Annotated in this window: 20 protein-coding genes and 1 tRNA gene; 11 read left to right on the forward strand and 10 right to left on the reverse strand. The window is 68.6% G+C overall.

Translation table 11 applies throughout. From position 1 onward, the window contains the following. Positions 1–320: 320 nt before the first annotated feature. Positions 321–3,692: an OmpA family protein gene (locus CCS01_RS22465; protein WP_146101903.1), complete on the forward strand. Its 3,372-nt coding sequence runs from the start codon at positions 321–323 to the stop codon at positions 3,690–3,692. A gap of 353 nt (positions 3,693–4,045) precedes the next feature. Next, positions 4,046–4,120 (forward strand) — tRNA-Thr (locus tag CCS01_RS22470). A 157-nt stretch (positions 4,121–4,277) separates the two neighbouring features. Here the strand turns inward: CCS01_RS22470 and CCS01_RS22475 are convergent. Beyond that, a complete protein-coding gene (locus CCS01_RS22475) occupies positions 4,278–5,075 on the reverse strand; it encodes an RNA methyltransferase (protein WP_104521000.1) in 798 nt (265 codons plus the stop codon). Further along, positions 5,075–6,424 carry a cysteine--tRNA ligase gene (gene cysS / locus CCS01_RS22480; RefSeq protein WP_104521001.1) on the reverse strand — a complete coding sequence of 450 codons (1,350 nt, stop codon included), beginning with the start codon at positions 6,422–6,424 and terminating at the stop codon, positions 5,075–5,077. Before cysS ends, CCS01_RS22475 begins: the two co-directional genes overlap by 1 nt. A gap of 136 nt (positions 6,425–6,560) precedes the next feature. Between cysS and CCS01_RS22485 the strand changes: the two genes are divergently transcribed. From CCS01_RS22485 to CCS01_RS22495, 3 genes are all read left to right on the forward strand, one after another. Continuing rightward, a complete protein-coding gene (locus CCS01_RS22485) occupies positions 6,561–7,823 on the forward strand; it encodes an NRAMP family divalent metal transporter (RefSeq protein WP_104521002.1) in 1,263 nt (420 codons plus the stop codon). A gap of 200 nt (positions 7,824–8,023) precedes the next feature. Further along, a complete protein-coding gene (locus CCS01_RS22490; protein ID WP_104521003.1) occupies positions 8,024–8,320 on the forward strand; it encodes a hypothetical protein in 297 nt (98 codons plus the stop codon). Positions 8,321–8,649: 329 nt separating this feature from the next. Further along, on the forward strand, positions 8,650–9,081 hold the full coding sequence (locus CCS01_RS22495) for a hypothetical protein (RefSeq protein WP_104521004.1): 432 nt from the start codon (positions 8,650–8,652) through the stop codon (positions 9,079–9,081). A gap of 5 nt (positions 9,082–9,086) precedes the next feature. Here CCS01_RS22495 and CCS01_RS22500 read toward each other — a convergent pair whose 3' ends face one another. The 5 genes from CCS01_RS22500 to CCS01_RS22520 are packed head-to-tail and all read right to left on the reverse strand — an operon-like array spanning position 9,087 to position 14,100. Continuing rightward, positions 9,087–10,187 carry an acetoin dehydrogenase dihydrolipoyllysine-residue acetyltransferase subunit gene (locus CCS01_RS22500; protein ID WP_104521005.1) on the reverse strand — a complete coding sequence of 367 codons (1,101 nt, stop codon included), beginning with the start codon at positions 10,185–10,187 and terminating at the stop codon, positions 9,087–9,089. Then, complete coding sequence (locus tag CCS01_RS22505) at positions 10,184–11,197, reverse strand: alpha-ketoacid dehydrogenase subunit beta (RefSeq protein WP_104521006.1); 1,014 nt, start codon at positions 11,195–11,197, stop codon at positions 10,184–10,186. The genes CCS01_RS22500 and CCS01_RS22505 overlap by 4 nt, the downstream gene beginning before the upstream one ends. Before the next feature lie 14 nt (positions 11,198–11,211). After that, the gene (locus CCS01_RS22510; protein WP_104521007.1) at positions 11,212–12,180 is read right to left on the reverse strand and encodes a thiamine pyrophosphate-dependent dehydrogenase E1 component subunit alpha; all 969 of its coding nucleotides are present in this window, start codon (positions 12,178–12,180) and stop codon (positions 11,212–11,214) included. Between the two features lie 27 nt (positions 12,181–12,207). Beyond that, positions 12,208–12,954, reverse strand: a complete 747-nt coding sequence (locus tag CCS01_RS22515; RefSeq protein WP_104521008.1) for an SDR family NAD(P)-dependent oxidoreductase — start codon at positions 12,952–12,954, stop codon at positions 12,208–12,210. Between the two features lie 12 nt (positions 12,955–12,966). Further along, the gene (locus tag CCS01_RS22520) at positions 12,967–14,100 is read right to left on the reverse strand and encodes an acyl-CoA dehydrogenase family protein (protein ID WP_104521009.1); all 1,134 of its coding nucleotides are present in this window, start codon (positions 14,098–14,100) and stop codon (positions 12,967–12,969) included. 137 nt (positions 14,101–14,237) lie between these two features. On the opposite strand from CCS01_RS22520, the gene CCS01_RS22525 reads away from it, so the two are divergent. Next, positions 14,238–15,032, forward strand: coding sequence for an enoyl-CoA hydratase-related protein (locus CCS01_RS22525; RefSeq protein ID WP_104521010.1), 795 nt, complete (start codon positions 14,238–14,240; stop codon positions 15,030–15,032). 281 nt (positions 15,033–15,313) lie between these two features. Here CCS01_RS22525 and CCS01_RS22530 read toward each other — a convergent pair whose 3' ends face one another. After that, a complete protein-coding gene (locus CCS01_RS22530) occupies positions 15,314–16,447 on the reverse strand; it encodes a CaiB/BaiF CoA transferase family protein (RefSeq protein WP_104521011.1) in 1,134 nt (377 codons plus the stop codon). A 169-nt stretch (positions 16,448–16,616) separates the two neighbouring features. On the opposite strand from CCS01_RS22530, the gene CCS01_RS22535 reads away from it, so the two are divergent. The 4 genes from CCS01_RS22535 to CCS01_RS22550 all read left to right on the forward strand — a co-directional run bounded on the left by CCS01_RS22535 (position 16,617) and on the right by CCS01_RS22550 (position 20,253). Continuing rightward, a complete protein-coding gene (locus CCS01_RS22535) occupies positions 16,617–18,269 on the forward strand; it encodes an AMP-binding protein (protein ID WP_104521012.1) in 1,653 nt (550 codons plus the stop codon). Between the two features lie 8 nt (positions 18,270–18,277). Then, the gene (locus tag CCS01_RS22540) at positions 18,278–19,039 is read left to right on the forward strand and encodes an enoyl-CoA hydratase/isomerase family protein (RefSeq protein ID WP_104521013.1); all 762 of its coding nucleotides are present in this window, start codon (positions 18,278–18,280) and stop codon (positions 19,037–19,039) included. Between the two features lie 88 nt (positions 19,040–19,127). Next, positions 19,128–19,793, forward strand: a complete 666-nt coding sequence (locus CCS01_RS22545) for a TetR/AcrR family transcriptional regulator (protein WP_158258547.1) — start codon at positions 19,128–19,130, stop codon at positions 19,791–19,793. After that, positions 19,771–20,253: a MaoC family dehydratase gene (locus CCS01_RS22550; RefSeq protein ID WP_104521015.1), complete on the forward strand. Its 483-nt coding sequence runs from the start codon at positions 19,771–19,773 to the stop codon at positions 20,251–20,253. The genes CCS01_RS22545 and CCS01_RS22550 overlap by 23 nt, the downstream gene beginning before the upstream one ends. Positions 20,254–20,260: 7 nt before the next feature. Here CCS01_RS22550 and CCS01_RS22555 read toward each other — a convergent pair whose 3' ends face one another. Continuing rightward, positions 20,261–21,070: a bestrophin-like domain gene (locus tag CCS01_RS22555; RefSeq protein ID WP_104521016.1), complete on the reverse strand. Its 810-nt coding sequence runs from the start codon at positions 21,068–21,070 to the stop codon at positions 20,261–20,263. Between the two features lie 66 nt (positions 21,071–21,136). Further along, positions 21,137–22,510, reverse strand: a complete 1,374-nt coding sequence (locus tag CCS01_RS22560; RefSeq protein WP_104521017.1) for an alkaline phosphatase family protein — start codon at positions 22,508–22,510, stop codon at positions 21,137–21,139. Positions 22,511–22,636: 126 nt separating this feature from the next. On the opposite strand from CCS01_RS22560, the gene CCS01_RS22565 reads away from it, so the two are divergent. Beyond that, a partial coding sequence (locus tag CCS01_RS22565) for a recombinase (RefSeq protein WP_104521018.1) occupies positions 22,637–25,013 on the forward strand: 2,377 nt, incomplete at its 3' end.

Here is a 25,013-nt window from a genome sequence, read left to right on the forward strand (position 1 = left end):
GGCGTCCTGCAGCGCGGACGCGGACGGCGGTGATGTGTCGCGCGCGCCGGTAGCCGGTTACCAATCAGGGCATTTTTACCGCGGGCCAGGGCATCCGGTCGTCCGGCCCGAGGCAATGCAATCAATTGAAATCTCACAATTTGCAGGAATGCACTGGCGGCTTTCGCCACGGGCGTCCGCGCTTGCGGGCCATTTCAGGATCAGGCTAAGTGAAGCATCCGTCAAAAAGAGTTTGATAATTTAATAAGTGGGAAACGACCTTGTCCAACAACAAGCGTGCAAAGACGAAGCGTCACAACCTTTCCACTGCACTCATGGTTGTGGCACTGACCGGTTTCAGTCGTGCCGGATATCTCCATGCAGCCGAAACCCAGCCGCCGGCCCCGCCGGCGCAACGCACCGGGGCTGACGGCGCGCAGGCCGATCTCAGCCGGCAGATGCTGGCGCAGCAGGACCAGCTGCAACTGCAGGCCGACAGCCTGAGGCAGGCCCAGGCCGAGGGCATGCAGGCCGCCCAGACACTCAGCGCGCAGCACGATGCGATGTTGGCGGCAGTGAAGGCGCTGGCCGAGGCGCAGGATCGGCAGGCTGCGATCCAGCGGACGCTGGACCAGGCCAGGGCCAGCATGGCTGGCACGGCGGCAGCCCAGGCCAGGCTGCAGGCGGATGCCCGGGACGCCGAGCGGCAGGGGACCGAACAGCGTGAGGCGCTCACGCTGCTGACCGCGAAGGCGATGCAGGGCGCGATGGACCTGTCCGCCCTGCAGCAACAGGCGCAGGCGGCGGACCAGCAGGTGCAGGCGGCCGAATCCAGCCTGGCCAGCGCGCGGCAGACGGCCGAGGCCGACGGCAAGGCGCTGCAGGAAGCGAAGGACGCGTTCGCGGCGCAGCAGGCCAGCGCCGAAGCGGCCGTGCAACAGGCCACCCAGGCGCGCGCAGATGCCGAGCAGGCGCTGCAGGCCGTCCGGCAGGAGGCCGATGCGGCACCCAGGGCGGCGGCGCCCGAAGACTCCCAGGGTCCGACGCAGGCCAACCTGCAGCAGGCCGATCAGGCCGGGCAGTCGGCGGCACAGGCGAACGACGCCGTCAGCCAGCGCCAGCACGACCTGGACGCGGCAAACGACCGGCTGGCGGCGGCGACCCGGGCGCTGGCCGACGTGCAGACGCCGCAGTCCGACGCCGGCAAGGCCGTGGTGGCGGCCCAGCAACGGCTCTGGGATTCGCAGTTGCGGCTCGCCACCGCCGCGCAGGCGCGCGACGCGGCCGGCATGCAGCGCACCGCCCTGCAAGACCAGATCGGCCAGCTACAGGCGGCGCTGGATGCCATTGCCGCCAGCCGCAGCCAGGCGCAGGCCACATGGCAGCAGGCGTGGCGGCGGTTCCGCGACGACCGGGCGCAGCTTGACCAGCTCGCGGACACGGCGAACGCCGCGACCGTCGCGCAGCAGCAGGCCGAGGCGGCGCTGCCCGACGCCACAAAGGCGGCTGACGACGCCCGGCAGAAACTGCTGGCCACGCAGAACGACATGGCGGCCGGACTGCACGCCGTGCTGGCCGCCGCGGCGCCGCTGCAGGCGCAGCTGGTGGCGGCACGCAGCGGGCTGGAGCAGGCCATGCAGCAGCGCGCCGCCGCCCAGACCCAGCTCGACGCGATGCAGCAGCAGCTCGCCGACGCGAGGAGCCAGGCCGAGGCCGCCGGCAGGAGCCGCGATGCCATGCAGCAGGCGGCCGAGCAGGCCAAAGGCCAGTCCAACGACGCCGCGCAGCAACTGGCCGAGACGCAACGGAAACTGGAGGCCGGCACCCAGCAAATCGCCGCGCTCCAGGACCAGGCCACGGAGGCGAGGCGTGAGGTCGCCGATGCCCGGGGAAAGCTGGCGGACGAGAAGACGCAGCTCGACTCGACGCGCGGCGCGCTGGACCAGGCCACGGCGCAGCGCTCGGACGCGCAGGATCGGCTCGCCGCGCTGCGGCAGCAGGTCGATGAAGCGGCGACCGACGCCGAGGAAGCCAATGAAACCCGCGAGGCGGTGCAGCGCCAGGCCGACCAGGCGAATGGCCAGGTCAACGATGCGGCGCGGCAACTGGCCGAGCTGCAACAGACGCTGGACACCCGCACCCGGCAGGTGGCCGCGCTGGAAACCCGGGCCAGCCAGGCGGCGCATGACGTTGCCGACGCCGAGGACAAGCTGGGCGACGAGAAGACCCAGCTGGAGCAGGCCGCCCGGCAGCGCGATGCCCTGCAGCAGCAGGTGAAATCCGTCGAGGACCAGCTGGCGCAGGCGAAGCAGCAACATGCGGCCGTCCAGGACCAGCTCGCCGCGTTGCAGCGGCAGACCGCCGATGCGAAGACCCAGGCCGACGAAGCCGGCAAGACCCGCGACGCGATGCAGCAGGCCGCTGACCGAGCGAAGAGCCAGGCCGGCAACGCCTCGCAGCACCTGGCCGCGGTGCAGCGGACGCTGGAAGACCGCATCCAGCAGGTGGCCGCGCTGGAAACCCAGGCCAACAAGGCCCAGCACGATGTGGCCGACGCCAGCGGCACGCTGGCCGCTGACAGGACGCAGCTGGAGCAGGTCACCCAGCAGCGCGACGCCCTGCAGCGGCAACTGGCATCCGTGCAGGAGCAGCTGGACCAGGCGATCCGGCAACGCACGTCCAGCCAGAGCCAGCTGGACGCGCTGCAGCAGCAGATCGCCGATGCGAAGACCCAGGCCGACGAAGCCGGCAAGACCCGCGACGCGATGCAGCAGGCCGCCGAACAGGCGAAGAGCCAGGCCGACAGCGCCTCGCAGCACTTGGCCGCGCTGCAGCAGACGCTGGATGACCGCACCCGGCAGGTGGCCGCGCTGGAGGACCAGGCAAAGCACGCCCAGCACGACGTGGCGGATGCCGAGGGCAAGCTGTCGGACGACAAGGCGCAGCTCGACCAGGCCGTGCAGCAGCGCGACGCCCTGCAGCAGCAGCTGAAATCCGAGCAGGACCAGATCGCGCAGGCGAAGCAGCAGCAGGACAACGCCGCCGCGCAGGCCGCCGAAGCGCAGGGGAAGGCGCAGGAACTGATCAGGGCACTGCAGGTCTCGCAGCTGAAGCAGGCGGAAATGCAGAAGCAGGAGGAGAACCTGCGGAACTGGATCTCCGCCGGCTCGGTCGCGCGCGAGAAGCTGCTGGCCGATCTGCAGGCGACGCAGCGGCAGTTGTCCGAGGCACGCGGCGAGGCCCAACAGGCGGTGCAGGCGGCGATCGTGCCGAACTTGCGCAACGACTTCGACAACAAGGCGTCGCAGGCGCTGGCGGGCGCGCCGGGCGTGACGATGGAGGATAACCGGCTGATCGTGCAAGATGACGGCCTGTTCATCCCGGGCACCATCGCCATCAGCACCACCGGACGGCAGACGCTGCAGCAGATCGCCGACACGGTGAAAGCCGCCACCGCGTCGCTGCCGCCCGATACGGCCTGGATGCTGCTGGTGGGGGGCCATGCCGACAAGGTGCCCGGGCGCATCCCCAACCTTGACCTGTCCGCCGCGCGCGCCATTACCGTGGTGAAGGCGCTGGAGGCGGCCGGCGTGCCGCGGGACCATCTGGTCGCGGCCGGCTTCGGCGACAGCCTGCCGATCGATCCGGGCGACACGCCGGCCGCCTACGCGAAGAACCGCCGGGTGGAATTCGAGATCATGCAGCGATCGTAGGGGCCGTCAGGGGATAATCGCGCCATTGGGTGCAGGGCACCGGCCGCTCCCCGTCATGGTCCGCGAAGGCGGACCATCCACGCCTTGCGATGCCGATCGCGGCAAAGGCGTGGATGATGGGCCTGCGCCCGCCATGACGGCATCGTGCAGCCGGGCTCTTCATGAATGCGCCACATGCCGCGGTTATTCCCGGACATGCCGTTAGCGGCTTCCGCCGCCGGGAGCGTCCATGGCTTCAGGCGGCGGGGGTTTGGGCAGGGGCAACGTAACAACTTGGATTATGGCCGATCCTGTGGCATGGTCCGGCGCGCGGCGGCCGGTTGGCGGGTTTTCCCCGCCTCAGCCAGGCCCGGGCCGGGTTAGCACAGCGGTAGTGCAGCGGTTTTGTAAACCGAAGGTCGGGGGTTCAAATCCCTCACCCGGCACCAGCCGCTTGAGGGGCACCCACCACCTCCGCACAGGAATTATGGCATGTTGGTGGTTCGCGGACGGACACGGCGGCGTTTGTTGCAGGCGTCCTGCCTGATGAACGTCCCCATCACCCGCGCGCCGGCGCCAACCTGCCGAGGTCCCGTGCGCCCGCTATCACGCCTCGGTCTCGGTCTCCAGCCGCCCGCGCCGGCGGCGGCCGATGGCGAGTTCCGTCACCACACCGTGCAGCGTGCGCAGTTCCTGCTCGGTCACCTCGCCGCGCTGGAACAGGTGCCGCAGGTTACGCACCATGCCCGGCCGCTTCGGCAGGTTGCGCAGAAAGCCGCAGGCGTCGAGCTGGTCCACCAGGTGGGTCAGGAAATTGTCCAGCCGGCCCTTGGTCGCCACCTGACTTTCGTTGGTCATCAGCCGCCGTGGCACCGTGTCGTCGGCGGCGGTCCACCACTCGTACGCCATCACCATCACCGCCTGCGCCAGGTTCAGCGACATGAAGGCCGGGTTGAGCGGGAAGCGCACCAGCGCGTCGGCCTCGGCCATGTCGTCGTTGTCCAGCCCGGCGCGCTCCGGCCCGAACAGCAGGCCGGCGCGCAGGTCGCGGGCGCAGATTTGCCGCAGTTCCGCCACCGCGCCGCGGGCGGTCAGCACCGGCTTGACGATGTGCCGCGGCCGCGGGCAGGTGGCGAAGACGTGGTGCAGGTCCGCCACCGCGTCGGCCACCGTCGGATGCACCGTCGCCGCGTCCAGGATGCGATCGGCGCCGGATGAGTTCCGCCACGCCTTCTCCTGCGGCCAGCCGTCACGCGGCGCCACCAGGCGCAGGTGGAACAGCCCGCCGTTCGCCATGGCCCGCGCGCAAGCGCCGATATTGTCGGCCAATTGAGGCCGCACCAGCACGACCACCGGGCTGTTGCCGATGGGCCGCAGATCGGCGCCGCCGTCCCGCCCGGTCATCAGCCGCGCCGCCAGGTGGTCCCCTTGGGGCCATCCTCCAGCAGGATGCCCTGCGCCGCCAGTTCCGCCCGGATGGCGTCGGCGCGGGCGAAATCGCGGGCCTTACGGGCGGCGAGGCGGTCCGCAATGGCAGCCTCGATCGCCGCCGTGTCGTCGTCGGCGCCGCCGCGGAACCAGGCTTCGGGGGATTGCTGCAGCAGGCCCAGCACCAACCCGGCGGCACGCAGCCCGGCGGCGGCGGCGCGGTCGCCCGCCAGTGCCTGAGCCGCCAGCTCGTGCATCACGGCCAGGGCCTGCGGCGTGTTGATGTCGTCGCACAGCGCCTCCAGCACCGCGGCCGGCAGGTCGCCCGCCGGCACGTCGGGGAAAGCGGCCAGGGCGCGGTAGAAGCGGTCGAGCTCCTTCTTCGCCTCGGCCAGGCCCTGGTCGCTGAAATCCAGCAGCGAGCGGTAATGCGTGCGCAGCAGCAGCAGGCGGATCGCCTCGCCCGGCGCCTTGGCCAGCACGTCGCGGACGGTGAAGAAGTTGCCAAGGCTTTTCGACATCTTCTCGCCGTTCACCTGCAGCATGCCGTTGTGCATCCACGTGTGGGCGAAGTGGCTGCCGGGAAAGGCGCACAGGCTCTGCGCCATCTCGTTCTCGTGGTGCGGGAAGATCAGGTCGCTGCCGCCGCCGTGGATGTCGAACGTCTCGCCGAGGTATTTCCACGACATGGCCGAGCACTCGATGTGCCAGCCCGGGCGGCCGCGGCCCCACGGGCTGTCCCAGCCGGGCAGGTCGTCGCTGGAGGGCTTCCACAGCACGAAGTCGCCCGGGTCGCGCTTGTACGGCGCCACCTCGACGCGCGCTCCGGCGAGCAGTTCCTCCTGGCTGCGGCCGGACAGCTTGCCGTAGTCCGGGTCGGACTTCACCGCGAACAGCACGTGGCCTTCCGCTGCATAGGCGTGGCCGGATTCGATCAGCCGCTGGACGATCATGATCATCTCGGCGATGTGCGCCGTCGCCCGCGGCTCCCGGTCCGGCGGCAGGGCGCCGAGCGCCGCCATGTCGGCGTGGAAATCCGCCGTGGTGCGGGCGGTCAGCGCGCTGATGGGCTCGCCGGTTTCGCGGATGCGGGCGTTGATCTTGTCGTCCACGTCGGTGATGTTGCGGACATAGGTGACCTTCGGGTACAGCCGCCGCAGCAGCCGGGCGACGACGTCGTACACCACCACCGGGCGGGCGTTGCCGAGATGTGCCAGGTCATAGACGGTCGGGCCGCACACATACATCCGTATGTTCGACGAATCGGCCGGCTCGAACCGCTCCTTGCGGCGGGTCAGGCTGTTGTGCAGGTAAAGGTCAGGCATCGATGGGCTGTCCCCTCGTTCGGCCGGCGCTTTCTCCAGGAAACCGGCGGCGGACGCAACGCAAACAATCGGAATTCATTGACTCCACGATACGCTGGCGGTACTGCGGAGACGCGCTACTGAGAACTGCTTGCAAATGATCGGATCGATTGTGACTCCCGGGGCAACTTTGCGCACCGGAACCCGCCTCGCCCGTTTCCTGGCGGTCTTCGGCCCTGGCCTCGTGGTCATGCTGGCGGACACCGACGTCGGCAGCGTCATCACCGCGGGGCAGAGTGGGGTGCAGTGGGGCTATCGCCTGCTGCTGCTGCAACTGCTGCTGGTGCCGATCCTGTATGTGGTGCAGGAACTGACGGTGCGGCTGGCGATTTTCACCGGCCGCGGCCATGGCGAGCTGATCCGCAGCACCTTTGGCCCCGCCTGGGCCTGGATCTCCGCCGCCGGCCTCGGCGTCGCCACCATCGGCGCCCTGCTGACCGAGTTCTCCGGCGTCGCCGGCGTCGGCGAGTTGTATGGCCTGCCTCGCCTGGTGTCGCTGCCGATCGCCGCCATCGGGCTGCTGGCGGTGGTGGCCACCGGGTCGTACCGGCGGGTGGAGCGGGTCGCCATCGCCGTCGGGCTGTTCGAGCTGGCGTTCTTCTTCGTCGCCTGGGTGGCGCATCCGAACCTGTCCGAGATGCTGACCGGCTCGGTCAGCATCCCCTACCGCGACCCGAACTACCTGTACCTGTCGGCGGCGAACATCGGCGCGGTGATCATGCCGTGGATGATTTTCTACCAGCAGTCGGCAGTTGCGGACAAAGGCCTGACGCCCGAGCACCTGACCGCGGCGCGGTGGGACACCGCCATCGGCGCGCTGCTGACCCAGCTGATCATGGTGGCAGTGCTGATCGCCTGCGCCGCCACCATCGGCCACGGCCGGCCGCGGGCCAGCCTGGATTCCGTCGGCGATATGGCGCAGGCGCTGACGCCGTTCCTGGGCACCGCGACGGGGAACCTGGTGTTCGGCCTGGGCGTGCTGGGCGCCGGCATGGTGGCGGCGATCGTGGTGTCGCTGGCCCTCGCCTGGGGCCTGGGCGAGGTGACCGGATACCGCCATTCGCTGGAGATGCATCCGCTGAAGGCGCGCTGGTTCTACGGGGTCTATGCGGTTTGCGTGATCGTCGGCGCCAGCGTGGTGGCGGTGGCGCCGGACCTGGTGTCGCTGAACGTCGCCGTGCAGGTGATGAATGCGCTGATGCTGCCGCTGGTACTGGGGTTCCTGATCGCGCTGGCGGTCAGGGCGCTGCCGCGGGCGTACCGGCTACAGGGGTGGTACCTGTGGCTGGTCGTCGGCGTTGCAATGGTGACCTGCGCGCTGGGGGTGTTCGGCGGGCTGTCCGGGGCGGGGCTGGTGTAGCCCGCGCCGCGCCGCTGTAACGAATCCGCGCCGCGCCGGGCGCGCCGACTGGCTGCGCGCCGGCCGTCCCGGCTGACGCATTGGCGTGAAAACAATGAACGCCGGCAAACCGCGCGTTCATGCGCCCGTTAAGAGCGCGCGACTGCTCCCGCGAGCGGATCGGGACAGAAAGGGCGGAACCAGGAAAAAGGATTTGCGCAATGCTCCACAGGACATATGCGTTTGCCTTGGCGGCGGCGCTGGCCATGGCACCCGCGGCGGCCGCGATGGCGCAGAAGACCGGCGGGGCCGGCGGCATGGGCGACTCCGCCGCCGCCGGCAAGGGAACCTCGTCGGGGCCGGGCGCCGGCGCCGTTGGCCCGGCCAGCCGGCATTCGTCGGTCGATCCGACGCGGCCATCCACGGGCATTCCGAAGAGCGGCCAGAAATCGACAGGGTCGCAGGCAATGGGCACCCATTCCGCCGGAAGCGGCGCGCAGGGCGCAGCGGGCAAGTAGGAGCCGCGAACGACAACAGACCGCAGGCCGGTTGGGACAGGGCGACGGCCTGCCTTCATCGTCATGGCCCGGCTCGTCCGCTGACGCGGTGACATAAAGAGGCCGGGCCGGGTCCATTGCCTCACCGTCATGGCCGGGCGTGTCCCGGCCATGACGATAGGGAGACGACCAGGCCCTGTTCCCGATCCCGCGGCCTGCCGTAACGTATCGAAACCCGCCGGCCGCGTTGGAACTTGTGTTTTGCCAACCGGTCGCATCCCGGGGTGGAATTATCCGCTTTGATGGTCATCTTAGGACACATCGCCGATGTGGACCGGGAGAATGGGACAATGACCTGGACGCGGATAACCGACCCCGAGAAGGTGGGAGCCTGCCTGCCCGCCTGGTTCGCCGGCCGCATGGTTGGGCTGCGTGGCTCGTTCGGGCTGCTGCTGACCACCGGCGACGTGATCCGGGTGACCTCGGTCGCCGCGGCGCACCTGTCGTCCGACGGGATCGTCCTGCTCGACGTGCTGCTGGACGTGGCGGGCGTGCCGGTTGGCGTGGACCTGGCCTGGAAGGCGAAGCACTACCTCGGCTCGCCGGTGCCGGGGGCGACGATCGCCACGGTCAACCTCGCCCACATCGTCGCGGCGGTGGAGTTCACCATGGCCGAGATGGCGGTGCAGACCGGCGATCCGGCGGCGCCCTATGGCGACGAGATCGACGACAGCCCGCCGCCGGCGACGCCCGAGGCGGTGTCGCAGAACACGACGTCCTGACCCGTTCAGGCGGCGATGAACCGCCTGATCAGGTCGTTCACCGCGCCGGCCTTTTCCATGTGCGGCAGGTGGCCGGCGTGCTCCACGACATGAACCGGCACGCGCGCGGCCAGGGCGTGCGTCTCCGGGACAATCCGGTCGTCCGCGCCCCAGATCAGTTGCACCGCCATGGCCAGCCCCGCCACCGAGGCGGTTATGTCGACTGCCTGATGCCCGCCGGGGAACCAGGCGTGTGCGATCGTCTCCAGCGCCGCGGTGGCGCCGTCGATGCGCTTGTTGCGCAGCATGTCCTCGACCATCGTGCGGCTGACCAGGGCGGGGTCGCGCACCAGCAGCCGCAGCACGGCTTCCGCGTCCTTGCGCCGCGTTGCCCGGACGAAACCGTCGATGAACGTGGCGTTGATCTCCGGCCCCAGGCCGGCCGGTGCGATCAGCGTCAGCGTCGCCGCCCGGTCCGGCCGGCGGGCCGCCACCGCCGCGGCCACCGCGCCGCCCATGGAGTGGCCAATCAGGTGCGCCCGGTCGATATCCAGCGTGGCCAGGGCGGCCTCGACCGCATCGGCCAGCGCATCGAGCGTGCCGGCGCCGACATCCTTGGTCGATCCGCCGTGCCCCGGCAGTTCCAGCGCGATGGTGCGGTGGCGGTCAGCCAGGGCGGGCTGCGTGAACATCCAGGTGTTCAAGTCGGCGCCGAAACCATGTAGCATCACCACCGGCACGCCGGCGCCGCGTTCCAGGTAGCGCAGGCTTCGGCCGCCGATGTCGACCGTGCGCGGGCCGGCCTCGGCCTCCGCCATTGTTTCCTCGGACGGTTCCGGAACGACGAAGCCGGCAATGAAGGCGTCGACCTCCGCCGCCGGGGTGGTTTCCGGCGCAACCACCGCCAGCAGGGCGCCGATGGGCAGGGTGGTGTCCTCCGGGGCGACGATGCGCGTCAGGGTGCCGTCCTCCTCGGCTTCCAGCACGTTGGTGATTTTCGAGGTTTCGATTTCCAGCAGTTCCTCGCCCTTGGCGAAGGCGCCGCCCTGCGGCTTGAGCCATTGCACGACCTTGCCCTCGGTCATGGTCAGGCCCCACTTGGGCATGGTGATCGGGGTGATGCTCATCGCGCGTATCCTTGGGCCTCGCGCACCACCGCGGCGATCCGGTCGGAGTCCGGAATGTACAGCTTCTCCAGCCCGGGCGCGAACGGTACCGGCGTGTGCGGCGCAGTGACCCGGCGGATGGGCGCTTTCAGGACCCCGAAGGCGTGCTCGGCGACCAGGGCGGCGATGTCGGCGGCCATGCTGCAGCGGGGCGTAGCCTCGTCCACCACAACGAGGCGACCGGTGCGGGCGACGCTGTCGAGAATCGTGTCCGCGTCCAGCGGCGAGGTGGTGCGCGGGTCGATGAGTTCGCAGTCGATGCCCTCGCGCGCCAGCGTTTCCGCCGCTGCGGCGGCGTAATGGACCATCCGCGCGAAGGCCACGATGGTGACGTCGTCGCCGTCGCGGACGATGTTGGCCTCGCCGAACGGAACGGTATAGGCCTCGTCCGGCACCTCGGTCTTGAGGTCATACATCAGCTTGTGTTCGCAGAAGATCACCGGGTCGTCGTCGCGGATGGCCTGGATCAGCAGTCCCTTGGCGTCGTAGGCGTTCGACGGGATCACCACCTTCAGCCCCGGCACGCTGGTGAAAATGCCATACGGGCTCTGCGAGTGCTGCGCCGCGGCGCTGCGGCCGGCGCCGATCATGGTGCGGATCACCAGGGGCGTGCGGGCCTTGCCGCCGAACATGTAGCGGAACTTGGCGGCCTGGTTGTAGATCTGGTCGAAGCAGACGCCCAGGAAGTCGGAGAACATCAACTCCGCCACCGGCCGCAGCCCGCTGACCGCCGAGCCCGCCGCCATGCCCATGATCGCCGATTCGGTGATCGGCGTGTCGATCACCCGGTCCTCGCCGAACTCGGTGATCAGGCCCTTGGTGACGCCCAGCACGCCGCCGGCGGCATCGCGTCCGCCGCCGGTGCCGGCACCGCCGGCTACGTCCTCGCCAATGACGACGACCCGCGGGTCGCGCCGCATTTCCTGTGCCAGCGCCTCATGCAGCGCCTGACGGATGGTTTTCTGTGCCATGGTCTGCGCCCTCCTCAGTAGGAGACATAGACGTCGGTCATCAGCGTCTCGGGCTCGGGCGGCGGCGCCGCCAGGGCCGCGGCGACCGCCTGGTCGATCAGCGCCGCCACCTCGGCATCGACCGCGTCCAGGTCGCCGGCTTCGAGCAGCCGCGCGTCGGTGACGCGGCGGCGGAAGTTCTTGAGGCAGTCGTGCTCCTCGCGCAGTTTCCGCACCTCGTCCTTGACGCGGTAGAGCTGTGCGTCACCGGAATGATGGCCGTAGAAGCGGCAGGTGCTGACCTCGATCGCGCTGGGGCCGCCGCCGGCGCGGGCGCGTTCCGTCGCCTCCCGCATCGCGTCGTGGACGGCGAAGAAGTCGTCGCCGTCGACCCGCACGGCCGGCATGCCGAAGCCCGCGGCGCGGCCGGCGATGTCGCGGCTGCCGACGGCGTATTCGGCGCCGGTGTATTCGCCGTAGCCGTTGTTCTCGAACACGAAGATCGCCGGCAGCTTCAGCACTACCGCCATGTTCATCGCCTCGAACGTGGTGCCCTGGTTGGAGCCGCCGTCGCCGGTGAAGGAAACCGCAACGTTACTGTTTCGCAACGTCTTCGCCGTCAGCGCGGCGCCGATGACCAAAGGCGGCCCGCCGCCGACGATGCCGTTCGCACCCAGCATGCCGTGGTCGAGATCGGCGATGTGCATCGACCCGCCTTTCCCGCCGCACAGCCCGCCCTTCCGGCCGAACAGTTCCAGCATCATGCCGACGACGTCGCAGCCCTTGGCAATGCTGTGGCCGTGGCCGCGGTGCGTGCTGGCGATATGGTCGTCTGGCCCGAGATGGCTGCAAACGCCGACCGCCGAGGCCTCCTGGCCGGCGTAGAGATGCACGAAGCCCGGGATGTTGCCCTTGGAGAATTCGTCCTGTACGCGCTCCTCGAACCGGCGAATCGTGACCATGTCGCGATAGGCCTTCAGAAGCGCCTCTCGGTTCAGTTGCATGGTGTTCCCCCCTTGGCTGACGGGTGGTTAGCCCACCATCGTCAGTCCGCCGCTGACACTCAGCACCTGCGCCGTTATATAATCGGAACGCGAGCTTGCAAAGAACAGGATCGCGTCGGCCAGTTCCTGCGGCTGAGCGATGCGGCGGAACGGGATGGCTTTCTCCAGCGCCGCCTTCAGCTTGTCCGGCTGCGCGTGGAATAGCGGCGTATCGGTCGGCCCCGGGCAGACGCAGTTGACCGTGATCTGGTAGCGGGCGGTTTCACGAGCGAGCGACTTGGTGAACGCGATCATGCCGCCTTTCGCGGCGGCATAGACCGTTTCGCCCAGGCTGCCGACGCGCCCGGCGTCGCTGGCGACGTTGACGATCTTGCCGTAGCCGTTCGCCGCCATCGCCGGAACCAGCTTCTGCGTCAGGCCGATGGGGCCTCGCAGGTTGATCGCCAGGACGCGGTCGATAAAATCGGGGGAGTTCTCCAGGAACGGCTGGATGCGGTCCCATCCGGCGGCGTTCACCAGGATATCGATGCGCTCGAGCCGCTCCAGCGCGGCGGCGGCGCAGGCCTCGACGGACTCCAGGTTCGCCAGGTCGAGCGGCAGGTATTTGATCGGCAGTTCGGCCGCCCTGGCCTCGGCCTCGGTCGCGGTGCCGCCCTCGGTGTTGACGTCAGCGACGATCACCTTCGCGCCTTGCCGGGCGAATTCGAACGCCGTCGCCTTGCCGATACCGGAAACGCCGCCAGTGACCAGGGCGGTTTTGCCATCAAGCCTCATGTTTCTCTCCCGTCATGACGCCAGCGCGCGGCTGATCACCAGGCGCTGGATGTCGTTGGTGCCTTCATAGATGCGGGTGACGCGGGCGGCGCGGAACAGGCGCTCCACGCCGGAATCCTCGATGTAGCCGGCGCCGCCGAATGTCTGGATCGCGTCGGAGCAGACCCGTTCGGCCATCTCGGAGGCGAACAGTTTCGCCATCGACGCCTCCTTCAGGCACGGCCTGCCGTGGCTGCGCAGGTCCGCCGCGTGCAGGACCATCAGGCGTGCCGCGGTCAGTTGCGTCGCCATTTCCGCGAGACGATGCGACACCGCCTGGTGTTCGTAGATGATCTTGCCGAAGCTCTTGCGTTCCTGCGCGTAGGCCAGGGCGAGCTCGAACGCCGCGCGGGCAATGCCGACAGACTGCGCGGCAATGCCGATACGGCCGCCTTCCAGGTTGGACAGCGCGATTCGGTAGCCCTGCCCTTCCTCGCCCAGGCGGTTGGCCACCGGCACAGACAGGTTCTCGAACTGGATTTCGCAGGTGTCGGAGGCGTTCTGCCCCATCTTCTTCTCAACCCGGCTGACCCGGTATCCGGGGCTGTTGGTCTCGACGATGAAGGCGGTGATGCCGCGCTTGCCCTTGGCCGGGTCGGTGCTGGCGAAGACCAGGCAGATATCGGCGTTCTTGCCGGTGGTGATGTAATGTTTCGAGCCGTTCAGCACATAGGCGTCACCCTGCCGCACCGCCCGCGTCTTCAGCGCCGCCGCGTCCGATCCGCCGGTGGGCTCGGTCAGCGCGAAGGCGCTGAGGCATTCGCCGCGCGCCATCGCCCGCAGGTAGCGTTCCTTCTGCTCATTGGTTCCGAATGCAACGATCGGCCCGCAGCCGACGGAATTGTGGCCGCTCATGACCGTGGCGATGGCGGCGTCGCCGGCGGCGATTTCCTCCATCGCCAGGGCATAGGACACGTAGTCCGTGCCGGCGCCGCCCCACTCGGCCGGGACGGTCATCCCCAGGAAGCCCAGCCTGCCCATCTCCCGCAGCGCGTCGCGCGGAAAGGTGGCCGTGCGGTCCCATTCCGCCGAAAAGGGAGCCAGCTGCCGCTGCGCGAAATCGCGCGCGGTATCCCGGATCATCTCTTGTTCTTCGGTGAGGATCATCGGTATGGTGACCCCATAACTGAATGAGTGCTCGGTCAGTCCGGGATGTTGACGGCGCGCCTGTCCGAAGTCAAGCCACGCAGACAACCGGCCTCGGGCAGTTTTCGCATGACCATAAACAGGAGGAAGGACGAATCATGGCCGATACGACGCAGTACACTGACTTGCTCTACGAGGAGCGGGATGGTATCGCCACCATCACGATCAACCGGCCGGCGAAGTACAACGCCTTCCGTGGCCAGACCTGCGACGAGCTGATCCACGCGTTCAACCGCGCCGGCTGGAACAAGGCCATCGGCGTGATCGTCCTGACCGGCGCCGGCACCAAGGCGTTCTGCACCGGCGGCGACCAGTCGGCGCACGAGGGCAGCTACGACGGCAAGGGCACCGTCGGCCTGCCGATGGAGGCGCTGCACAGCATCATCCGCAGCGTGCCGCAGCCGGTCATCGCCAAGGTCCGCGGCTATGCCATCGGCGGCGGCAACGTGCTGGCGACGCTGTGCGACCTGACCCTCGCCGGCGAAAGCGCGCAGTTCGGCCAGGTCGGCCCCAAGATGGGCTCGATCGACCCGGGCTTCGGCACGGCTTATCTGTCCCGCATCGTCGGCGAGAAGAAGGCGCGGGAAATCTGGTACCTCTGCCGCCGCTACACTGCGCGGGAGGCCGAGGCGATGGGGCTGGTCAACAAGGTGGTGCCGGATGATCAGTTGGACGCCGAGGTCGAGGCGTGGTGCAGGGAAATCGTCGAGCGCAGCCCGACTGCCATCGCCATCGCCAAGCGCTCGTTCAATGCCGATTCCGACAACATTGCCGGCATCGGCGCGCTGGGGATGCAGGCGCTGAAGCTGTTCTACGACAGTGACGAGTCAAAGGAAGGGGTCGCCTCCTTCCTGGAGAAGCGCAAGCCGGACTTCCGCAAGTTTTACAAGTAGGCCTGGCGGGCCGTTGCATCAGCGTCATGGCCTGGCGTGTCCGCACAGGCGCTGACATAGCGGGGTCGGCGGCACGGCCGTTTCCACACCGTCATGGCGGGCGAAGGCCCGCCATCCACGCCTTTGGCTGATATCAGCACCGTAAGGCGTAGATGGCGGCCCTGCGGCCGCCATGACGACGATGCAGTCGCGCCGGCGGTGTCCCTATCGCCATGACGACGGTGCAGTTGCGCCGGCTGTGTCCCTATTTTAACGCCAATGCCGGCCGGCAGCGGCCGCTGTCAGTACGGCCGTCCGACCTCCGGCGCCAGATGATGCGTGTCCGCGCCAAGCGCCGGCGCCGGCTTGTCCCGCCACGTCTCGCGGAACACCGGCAGGATCGGCACCGGCAACGCGGGCAGCCGTCCCCCGCCGCCGGACACAGTGCCACGGAACAATCCGCGTTCGGTGAACTGCGGGTCCTCCATTGCCTCCTGCAACGTGGCAACGACAGAGCAGCAGCAGTCCTGCCCCTGGAACAGCGCCCGCCAGTGTTCCCCCGGCTTCTGGCACAGGATTCCCGCGACCGCGGCGGTCGTCGCCGCCGGATCCCTTGTATCGTCGCGCAGGTCGGGATCAAGCTCGACCAGGCGGCAGAAATTCTCCCAGAATTTCTGCTCGATCGCCGCCACCGCCACCAGCCGTCCGTCCGCGGCCGGGAACAGGCGATAGCGCGGCGTGCCGCCGGTGACGAGGTCGGTGCCGTTGCCGGGCCATTCGCCGGTGCCGAACCCCTTGCCGATGGCCCAGTACAGGAACGGAAAGATATTGTCGGTCATCGCCACGTCCAGGTAGGTGCCGCGGCCGCTGCTCTGCCGGGCGATGACGGCGAGCAGGATGTTCATGAACGCCGGATAGGCGCCGGCGGCGATGTCGGCGACCAGGGCCGGCGGGACCACCGGATTTGCCGTCTCGCCGCTGGACAGCGACAACAGTCCGGTGTCGCCGATATAGTTCAGGTCGTGCCCGGCCACGTCACGCTTCGGACCGGCTTGGCCGTAGCCGGTAATGGCACAGTAGATCAACCGTGGATTGAACGCGCTGAGTGTTTTGTAACCCAGGCCCAGGCGGTCCATGACGCCGGGCCGGAACTGCTCGATAACGATATCGGCCCGGGTCAGCAGGTGCATCAGGCGCTGTTTCTGCGACGGGTCCTTCAGGTCCAGCACGACGCTGGCCTTGCCGCGGTTCAGCAGCGCGAAGTTGGTGCTGTCGTCGCCCCAGCGCGGCTGGTAGGCGCGCATTTCGTCGCCGGCGGGGGGACGCTCGATCTTCACCACCTCGGCGCCCGCCTCGGCCAGCATCAGCCCGGCCAGCGGTCCCGGCAGCAGCGTGGTGAAGTCGAGGACAAGAAGACCTGCAAGAGGTTGAATCATCGACCGGCTCCATCGGCAAGTGACAGATCAGCAGTCACGCATGGGCACTGGATTTCTGACTGGTCATGGCGCAGTATGGCAGCTAAATGAACGTTCATTCGGCCCGCGTCAAGCCGGGCCACAGTAACGAAGCAGCCGGGAACACCGGAGCGACAGGAAGGGAAACGACATGCACGCAGAACCGATACTGCCCCCGGCCCGCGTGCGGGCGATGACGGAGTCTGGCTTGTGGCCCGGCCGCATCCTGCTGGATGATTTCCACCGCCGGGTTGCGCAGACGCCCGACCAGGTGGCGGTGATCGACCACAACAGCATGACCGGGCAGCGCACCGTCATGAGCTACGCGAAGCTCGCGCGGCGGGTGAACCGCATCGAGGCTGGGCTGGCCGGGCTCGGCGTGGGGCGGGGCGACGTGGTGTCGATGCAGTTGCCGAACTGGTGGCAGTTCCTGGCGCTGCACCTGGCGGCACTGCGGCTGGGCGCCGTCACCAACCCGGTGATGCCGATTTTCCGCGAGCGCGAACTGTCGTTCATGCTGCACCTGGCGGAGTCGAAGGTGCTGGTGATTCCCCGCGAATTCCGCGGCTTTCAGTATGAGCCGATGGTCGAGGCGATCCGCCTGTCGCTGCCGGCGCTGCAGGAAGTACTGGTCATCGGCGGCGACGGGCCGAACGCGTTCGAGCAGCTGATCAGCGGGGTCAACCCGGACGGCGCGACGCTCGACCGCCTGGCCCCCAACCATCCGGGGCCGGACGACGTGATCCAGCTGCTTTACACCTCCGGAACGACCGGCGAGCCCAAGGGCGTGATGCACACGTCGAACACGCTGTATGCGAGCATCCTGCCCTATGCCGAGCGGTTCGGCCTCGATAATGGCGATACCGTGCTGATGGCGTCGCCGCTGGCGCACCAGACGGGGTTCATGTACGGGCTGATGATGCCGATCGTTCTGGGCGCCAGGGTGGTGTACCAGGATGTGTGGAACGCGGGGCGGGCGGTCGACCTGATTGCGGCCGAGGGCGTCACCTTCACCATGGCGGCGACGCCGTTCCTGTCGGACATGGCCGACGAGGCGGCGAAACGGCCGGACGACGTCAGGACGCTGCGCACGTTCCTCTCGGCCGGCGCGCCGATACCCCGCGCGCTGGTGCGGCGGGCGGCGGAGAGCCTGGGCGCCAATATCATCTCCGCCTGGGGCATGACCGAGAACGGCGCCGTCACCACCACGCGCATCGGCGACCCGCCGGACAAGACGTTCGAAACCGACGGTTTCCCGATGAAAGGGATGGAAATCCGCGTGGTGGACGAGAACGGCGCGGTGCTGCCGCCGGACCGGGAAGGCCGGCTGCAGGCGCGGGGCGCGAGCAACTTCGTCGGCTACCTGAAGCATCCGGAATGGTACGCCACCGACGCGGAGGGCTGGTTCGAGACCGGCGACCTGGCGCGGATCGACGCCGACGGCTATGTGCGCATCACCGGCCGCACCAAGGATGTGATCATCCGCGGCGGCGAGAACGTTCCGGTCGTGGAGGTCGAAGGCCTGATCTATCGCCATCCGGCGATCCAGGAGGTCGCCGTGGTCGCCATGCCCGACCCGCGGCTGGGCGAGCGCGCCTGCGCCTTCGCCGTGCTGCGGCCGGAACAGACACTGACATTCCCGGAACTGGTGGCGTTCCTGGAGCAACAGCACCTCGCCCGCAGCTACCTGCCGGAACGGCTGGAAGTGATCGAGGCGATGCCGAAGACGCCCAGCGGCAAGATCCAGAAGGTCGTGCTGCGGGGCATTGCCAAGACTTTGACGCCGGAAAACGAAAGAGGCTAAAGGATACCATGTTTCATCTGCAACTTGCCGACAATGTCGCGACGATCGTCATGGACCACCCGCCGGTGAACGCCATGAGCGACGACTGGGTCGCGAGCTTCCATGCGGTGCTGGACGATCTGGAAATGCGCGACGACTGGGCGGTGCTGCAGATCCGCAGCGCGCTGAAGGTGTTCGGCGCGGGCGCCGACCTGAAGGAAATGCGCGAGCGGTTCGACACGCCGAGCGGCCTGTACCGGCAGATCGACGGCATCCGCGGCTACCAGGCGTTGTTCGCCCGCATCGTGGCCTTGCCGCGCGTGACCCTGGCGGAGATTGGCGGTGCGGCGCTGGGCGGCGGGTTCGAGCTGGCGCTGGCCTGCGACCTGCGCATTGCCGCGCAGGAGGCTCGCATGGGCTTGCCAGAGCTGCGGCTGGGCCTGCTGCCCGGCGCCGGTGGCACGCAGCGCCTGACCTGGCTGGCCGGGCGGCCGACGGCGCTGCGGCTGATCCTGGGGGCGGAGCAGGTGGACGGTGCCGAAGCGCTGCGGCTCGGCCTGGTGCAATGGTGCGTGCCGGCGGCCGAGCTTGCCGACAAGGCGGCCGCGATTGCGCAGCGCTATGCCGCGATGCCGGTCCATGCGGTGAAGGCGGCGAAGATCTGCATCGCCTCGGCCAACAACCCGGCGATTAACGGCTTCTCCGAGGAGGTGGAGCAGACCCGCGGCCTGCTGATGAGCGAACGGACGCAGGGCCTGATCGGCGCTTTCCTGGCCGGCACGAACCGCTAGGCCTGGCACGGGGAGCCGGAAGCTGAAACGATCCGCCCAGTCCGTCCCAGCGACGAAAATCAAGACCACGGTGGAGGACCCGGCGCTGGTGGAACGGCGCCGGGCGCAACTGACGCAGGCGGCGATCGCCTGCTTCAGCGAGCATGGCTACCACTCCACCACGATCCGCGACGTCGCCGAGCGGGCCGATGTCAGCATCGGCCTGATCTACCAGTATGTCGGCGACAAGGAAGACCTGCTGTTCATGGCCTTGCAGGCGGTGCTGGACGGCTACATGCGGCAGATCCCGCCGGCGCTGGAGGGGATCACCGGGCCGCTGCATCGTTTCTGTGTGGCGGTGCAGGCCTATTCGCGGGTGAACGGCGACTCGGTCGACGCCACGGTGCTGGCGTACCGCGAAACCAAGTCGCTGCGCAAGGAACGGCGCAGCGCGATCATGCGTAAGGAACTGGAGACAAACGAACTGATGGCCGCCTGCGTGCGCGATTGCATCGACGCCGGACTGTTCGAGGACATCGACGTCGACCTGTTCGTCTACCAGATCGTCATGTTCTGCCATGCCTGGGCCTTGAAGGCGTGGCACTTCGCGCCGAAGATGGATGTCGATACGTACGTGGAGCGCGGCCTGCGGCTGATGCTGCGCGGCGTGCTGACCAAGGCGGGCGCGAAATGGATGCGCAAGCTGGAGGCCAGCGGCGTCGCGCCGGCCGCCCCTGAGGGAGGAAAGAAGAATGCCGGACATCGACGGCTATGAAGTGCTCGGCCTTGGGCTGTATTTCGAGGACCTGCCGGTTGGCCGCAAGTTCCGCACCATCGGGCGCACGCTGACCGAGGCGGACCTGGTGAACTTCATCGGCGTCACCGGGATGACCGAGGTGCTGTTCTCCAACACCGAGTTCCTGCGCACGGAAAGCGACATCAAGCAGCGCGTCGTGCCGGGGGCGATGGTCTATGCCTTCGCCGAGGGGCTGCTGGTGCACGCCACGATGCAGCACACCGGATTCGCGTTCCTGGAGATGGAACTGAAAATCCTCGGTCCGACCTTCGCCGGCGACACGGTCCATGTGGAATGCGAGGTGGTGGAAAGCCGCCGCAGCGCCAGCCGTCCGAACCGCGGCCTGGTGCGGACGTTCAACCGGGTCCGCCGGCAGGACGGCACGGTGGTGCTGACATACAACCCGTTGCGGATGGTGAAGGCCAGGAGCGCCCTGTAAGGCGCCCTCAATGCGGCGTCGCGCCTCCGGAGCCGAAGCCTTCGATCGTCCACTGCAGTGGCGCCGGGTCCACCTGGATCGCCCCGATCCGCGGCCGGTTCATGTCGGCGATCAGCATCATGGCGCCGCCCCACATCAGCAGCAGCAACACCATCAGCAGGACCTGCCGCGTACCGGCCAGGCCAAGCTGGAAGCCCATCGCCCCGATCGCCAGCACCGATCCCACCAGAAGCATCCAGGCGAGATTGGCGGGTACCTGGCTGTCGAACGCGAAGCGCTGTGCCAGCGACTGGTCGAACATGTCGTTCAGCGCGTTGATCAGGGTGGCGGTGACCGCCGTCGGCGCGCGGGCGGCGACAGCCTGCGCCTTTGTCCAGATCTCGGTCTGCAAGGCGTTCGTGCGGGCGATCAGGGCCGGTTCGGAGGCCGTGGTATCGGCCGTCGTATAGGCCAGCCGCGCCTTTGCGTAATCTTCGATCAGGGCGGCCAGGGCCGGTCCGTCCTCGCCGGCCAGGTGCGCGCGCAGCCAGGCGGTGCCGATGGCGTTGGCCTCCTGCACCACCAGGTCGCGGCGGGCCTCGTAGCGGTTCTGGGCGATGCCGATGGTGATGCCCAGGGTGAAGGCCAGCAGGCCGAGCATGCCGGCGGTGATCGTGCCGACGCCGGTCAGTTCGCGCTCCTGGCACGGGCGGTGGCGGCGGCTCAGGCCGCCAAGCTGAAAGCCGATCTCGGCGACCAGGTACAGCAGAAGGAAGCACGCCAGCCCGAACACCAGCACGTGGGTGTTGAGCAGCCAGTCAAACGTCGGCTTCAGCATTGAAAGGACTCCGGCGGCAGCCGCCGGCAATGCTACCGTGCAACGATACGGCTTTCTACCGTCCAGTCATCGCGGCCGGCGCCAGCCGAACAGGCGGGCCAGCATGCCCTGCCCCCGGCGCTGATGGGTCATGAAGGCTTCGACGCGGTCGGTGATCAGGCGGCCCTGGATGTGGCTGTCGTCCAGTGCCTCGTGCGCACGCGCCATCAGGCGGTGGCGGGCGTGGCCGATCAGGCTCTCCAGGTGGTGGCTCAGGCCGAACAGGGAGGTCTTGAAGCCCTTGACGTTCGGCAAGGCCCAGGCCGGCTGGATGTCGGAGGCGATCGGAGCCTCCGGCATGTCGGTCCGTGGGGTATCGCGCCAGCGCAGGGCGGCGAGCGGATTGTTGGCCTGCTGCGCCCGGCGGCCGAGCGGCTGCACGCCGGGCCACATCTCCGCCGCCATCTTCAGCAGGCTGGTGTGGTCGTGCACCGCCTTGACCACGCCGGGATCGAGCAGCGGCGAGACGAACACCGCGGGCACCCGGAAGCCCAGGCGGTCGAAGGCGTAGTGCTCGGTGTGGTCGTCTGGCGGCACCGTGGCCGGCGGCACGACGTGGTCGAAGAAGCCGCCGTGCTCGTCGTACAGCACGATCAGCAGGGTGCGGGCGAACAGGGCGGGGTTGGCGCGCAGGGGATTGTAGACCTTGGCGATCAGCGCGTCGCCGCGCATCACGTCGTGCGGCGGATGCTGGTCGTTCTGGTTGGGGCCGAAATACGTCGGCTCGATGAAGCTGTAGCCCGGCAGCTTCCCGGCCTTCACGTCGTCGTCCCAGTGGCGGAAGGCGCGGTAGTTGTGCAGGTGGCGCCACTGGTGGGTCAGCACCAGGGACTGCGGCACGTCGCCATAATAGATGTGCCAGGGCACGTCGGCGTCGGTCAGCTCGTCGTAGAGCGTGCGCTCGCTATAGATGTGCAGGTTGGGATGGAACAGGCTGCCCGGTTCGGCCACGTGGCCCAGCGATGTGCCGGTGTGGGCGAACAGCCGGTTCATCCACGTCGGCCCGGGCATGGAGGAGAACCAGCGGTCGAACACCACCCCGGTTTCGGCCAGCGTGTGCAGCGCGGGCAGGAATCCGCGGGGATACCAGCCCATGATCTCCTGCCGCTCGGCCGGCGTGCTGGTGGGGTAGGTGCGGACGTAGTCGTTGACAAACCCCTGGTTGGTGCCGCCGTCGAGCTGCGCCAGCGCGTTGGCCAGGTAGTGCAGCGGATCGCGGTCGATGGTGCGGGTCCGGGTCTCGGCCTGGACCACCTGGCCGCCACCGACAGTGTCCGGATTCGCGCGCGGATTCGCCGGATCGACTCCGTCCACGCCCCGATCCGTCGCGCCCATCCAGCCGAGCATGCGATCGAAACCATTATTCTCCATCATCAACACGACGATGTGATCAACTGCCATTCCCGAGTCACTCCAGCTTTCCCGCCGAGTCACAACGCATTCGAGCCGGTTTGGTCACCAAACCCAGATTTAGTGTTCCCTGAAGCCGCCCGCCGCTATATATACCCCTCAGAACGGAGGGCACTTATGGACGGCTTTGGATTCGATCTCTCCTCGGCGACCCGATCGACCGCTGTACCGGGCGCGCATTTCGGCGAAACGCCACTCCCCGCGCGTCCCCTGGATGCCGGCATGGGCGTCGCCGTCGCCCGCCGCACCGTGTTCCGGCCGATCGACGAAGAGTGCTTCGGCCGCGTGGCAGATCGCGTCGCCGCCGGCAACATGGCGCTGCTCGGCCACCCGCTCAGCCCCTCCGAGCGCATCGAGCAGGCCCGCCTGCGCAATGCCATCGCCACCGGGGCGCTGCTGACCTCCGGCCGCCACCTGCAGCACGGCGACCTGGAACAGCCCGGGCGCAACATGGAGGTGTTCACCAACTGCGCCACCGCCATCGCCTCGTTCGCCAAGTTCTACCTGCTGCTGAACGGCTCCGGCGTCGGCCGCGCCTATGACGACGCGCTGACCTTCGTGGACTGGGCGAACGCGCCGCGCCTGCTGCTGCACCTGTCGCCGTCGCACGTCGATTTCCCCCATTCCAACGAGGCGCTGTGCCGGCTGGGCGTGGACCTGGGGCTGCTGCCGTGGGGGGCGTCGGCCGAGAACGTCGATCCGGTCCGCGCCTTCCTGGCCGAGCACCTGGTCTATGACCTGGACACCGTCCCGGCCGGCGCAGTCTATCACAAGATCGGCGACAGCCGCGAAGGCTGGGCCAAGGCGGTCGAGATCCTGGAAGCCATGACCTTCCGGCGCGAGCGCGACCGCACCCTGGTGCTGGACCTGTCCGACATCCGCCCCTGCGGCGCGCCGATCCGCGGCATGCAGGGACGGCCCGCGTCCGGGCCGGTGTCGCTGCTGCGCGCCTTCCTGAACATCCGCCGCCACGTCATCGACGTCGCCGGTTCCATGCAGCCGTGGGAACAGGCCTTGCAGATCGACCACCACCTGTCGGTCGAGGTGCAGGTCGGCGGCGCGCGGCGGGCGGCGCGCATGGCGACCAAGTCCTGGCGCGACCCCGGCATCCTGCGCTTCATCCGCGCCAAGTCGGAGGGCGGGCTGTGGACCGCGAACCACTCGGTGATGGTCGATGCCGACTTCTGGCGCCTGGTGCAGGCCGAACCGACGGACGACGCGCTGTCGCGGCACGCCCATTTGGTCTTCGCGGAGGCCACCCGCTGCGCCTGGATCAACGGCGAGCCCGGCTTCATCAACGGCGACGCGCTGGAGGACCACCGCACCGGCACCGCCTGGAACAAGCCGGTGCACGAGGACGGCCGCGACTTCCGCAGCGACCGCTACCAGGTGGACGAGGCCGCTTCCCTGCTGGCGGAAGCGTCCCGCCGCGCCGCTTTGTCAGCTTTTCCCGTGACCACCAACCCGTGCGGCGAGATCGCGCTGCACGTCACCGGCGGCTACTGCGTCATCGCCGACTTCGCGCCGCTACTGGCCTGCCCGGTGAAGCTGGACGACGTGACGCCCGGCCGGCCGGCGGATGACGTCGCGGCGCTGTGGGATGCGCGGGTCGAGGACTCGGTGCGCCTGGGCGTGCGCTTCCTGATGCGCGCCAACGGCATGGACGCGCTGTATGCCGAGGAAGTGGCCCGCACCAACCGCATGGGCATCGGGCCGACCGGGCTGCATGAGTATGCGTGGCTGCGCTTCGGGTTCGATTTCAACGATTTGCTGGACGAGGCGAAGTCGGCGCCGTTCTGGGCGATGATGGCGCGCCTGTCGGACGCCGCGAAAGAGGAAGGCCGCCGCTATGCCGACGTGCTGGGCCGGGTGCATCCGGTGACGGTGACGACGGTGAAGCCGGCCGGCACCACCAGCAAGCTGTTCGGCCTGACCGAGGGCGCGCACCTGCCGGCCCGCCGCCAGTACCTGCGCTGGGTGCAGTTCAAGGGCGTGCGTGACCCGGGGACCGGGGAATGGGCCGCGGATTCGGACCCGCTGCTGGCGGAATACGCCGGGCGCGGCTACCCGATGCGGACGCTGAAGTCCTTCCCGGGCATGACGATCGTGGGGTTCCCCACCGTGCCGCTGCTGATGCGCCTGGGCCTGGGCGAGCGCAGCGTGACCGCGGGTGAGGCGCCGCCGGCGGCGCAGTACCTGTGGCTGCGCCTGCTGGAGGAACACTGGATCGGCGCCCGCCAGGGCAACCAGGTCAGCTATACGCTGAAGATCTTCACCGATCGGCATGACCTGGAGTCGTTCCGGTCGATCGTGCGGGATGAGCAGCCGTCGGTGCGGTGCTGCGCGGTGCTGCCGAGCCGGCCGGATCATGAGTTGGGGTATGAGTACCTGCCGGAGGAGGAGGTCTCGGCGGAGGCGTTCGCGGAGATCGTGCAGGCGATTGATGATGCCGAGGCGAGGGAGGGGGTGGATTTGGTGCACCTGCAGTGTGCGG

This window comes from Rhodopila globiformis (assembly GCF_002937115.1).
Lineage (GTDB): Bacteria > Pseudomonadota > Alphaproteobacteria > Acetobacterales > Acetobacteraceae > Rhodopila > Rhodopila globiformis.

Bases quoted from the DNA above. Each gene is read 5' to 3' on its own strand.
- CCS01_RS22540 (WP_104521013.1), top strand. From the start codon at position 18,278: ATGTTTCATCTGCAACTTGCCGACAATGTCGCGACGATCGTCATGGAC.
- CCS01_RS22555 (WP_104521016.1), bottom strand. From the start codon at position 21,070: ATGCTGAAGCCGACGTTTGACTGGCTGCTCAACACCCACGTGCTGGTG.
- CCS01_RS22495 (WP_104521004.1), top strand. From the start codon at position 8,650: ATGACCTGGACGCGGATAACCGACCCCGAGAAGGTGGGAGCCTGCCTG.
- CCS01_RS22525 (WP_104521010.1), top strand. From the start codon at position 14,238: ATGGCCGATACGACGCAGTACACTGACTTGCTCTACGAGGAGCGGGAT.
- CCS01_RS22530 (WP_104521011.1), bottom strand. From the start codon at position 16,447: ATGATTCAACCTCTTGCAGGTCTTCTTGTCCTCGACTTCACCACGCTG.
- CCS01_RS22550 (WP_104521015.1), top strand. From the start codon at position 19,771: ATGCCGGACATCGACGGCTATGAAGTGCTCGGCCTTGGGCTGTATTTC.
- CCS01_RS22515 (WP_104521008.1), bottom strand. From the start codon at position 12,954: ATGAGGCTTGATGGCAAAACCGCCCTGGTCACTGGCGGCGTTTCCGGT.
- CCS01_RS22560 (WP_104521017.1), bottom strand. From the start codon at position 22,510: ATGGCAGTTGATCACATCGTCGTGTTGATGATGGAGAATAATGGTTTC.
- CCS01_RS22475 (WP_104521000.1), bottom strand. From the start codon at position 5,075: ATGACCGGGCGGGACGGCGGCGCCGATCTGCGGCCCATCGGCAACAGC.
- CCS01_RS22490 (WP_104521003.1), top strand. From the start codon at position 8,024: ATGCTCCACAGGACATATGCGTTTGCCTTGGCGGCGGCGCTGGCCATG.
- CCS01_RS22510 (WP_104521007.1), bottom strand. From the start codon at position 12,180: ATGCAACTGAACCGAGAGGCGCTTCTGAAGGCCTATCGCGACATGGTC.
- CCS01_RS22485 (WP_104521002.1), top strand. From the start codon at position 6,561: ATGATCGGATCGATTGTGACTCCCGGGGCAACTTTGCGCACCGGAACC.
- CCS01_RS22535 (WP_104521012.1), top strand. From the start codon at position 16,617: ATGCACGCAGAACCGATACTGCCCCCGGCCCGCGTGCGGGCGATGACG.
- CCS01_RS22520 (WP_104521009.1), bottom strand. From the start codon at position 14,100: ATGATCCTCACCGAAGAACAAGAGATGATCCGGGATACCGCGCGCGAT.
- cysS (WP_104521001.1), bottom strand. From the start codon at position 6,424: ATGCCTGACCTTTACCTGCACAACAGCCTGACCCGCCGCAAGGAGCGG.
- CCS01_RS22500 (WP_104521005.1), bottom strand. From the start codon at position 10,187: ATGAGCATCACCCCGATCACCATGCCCAAGTGGGGCCTGACCATGACC.
- CCS01_RS22505 (WP_104521006.1), bottom strand. From the start codon at position 11,197: ATGGCACAGAAAACCATCCGTCAGGCGCTGCATGAGGCGCTGGCACAG.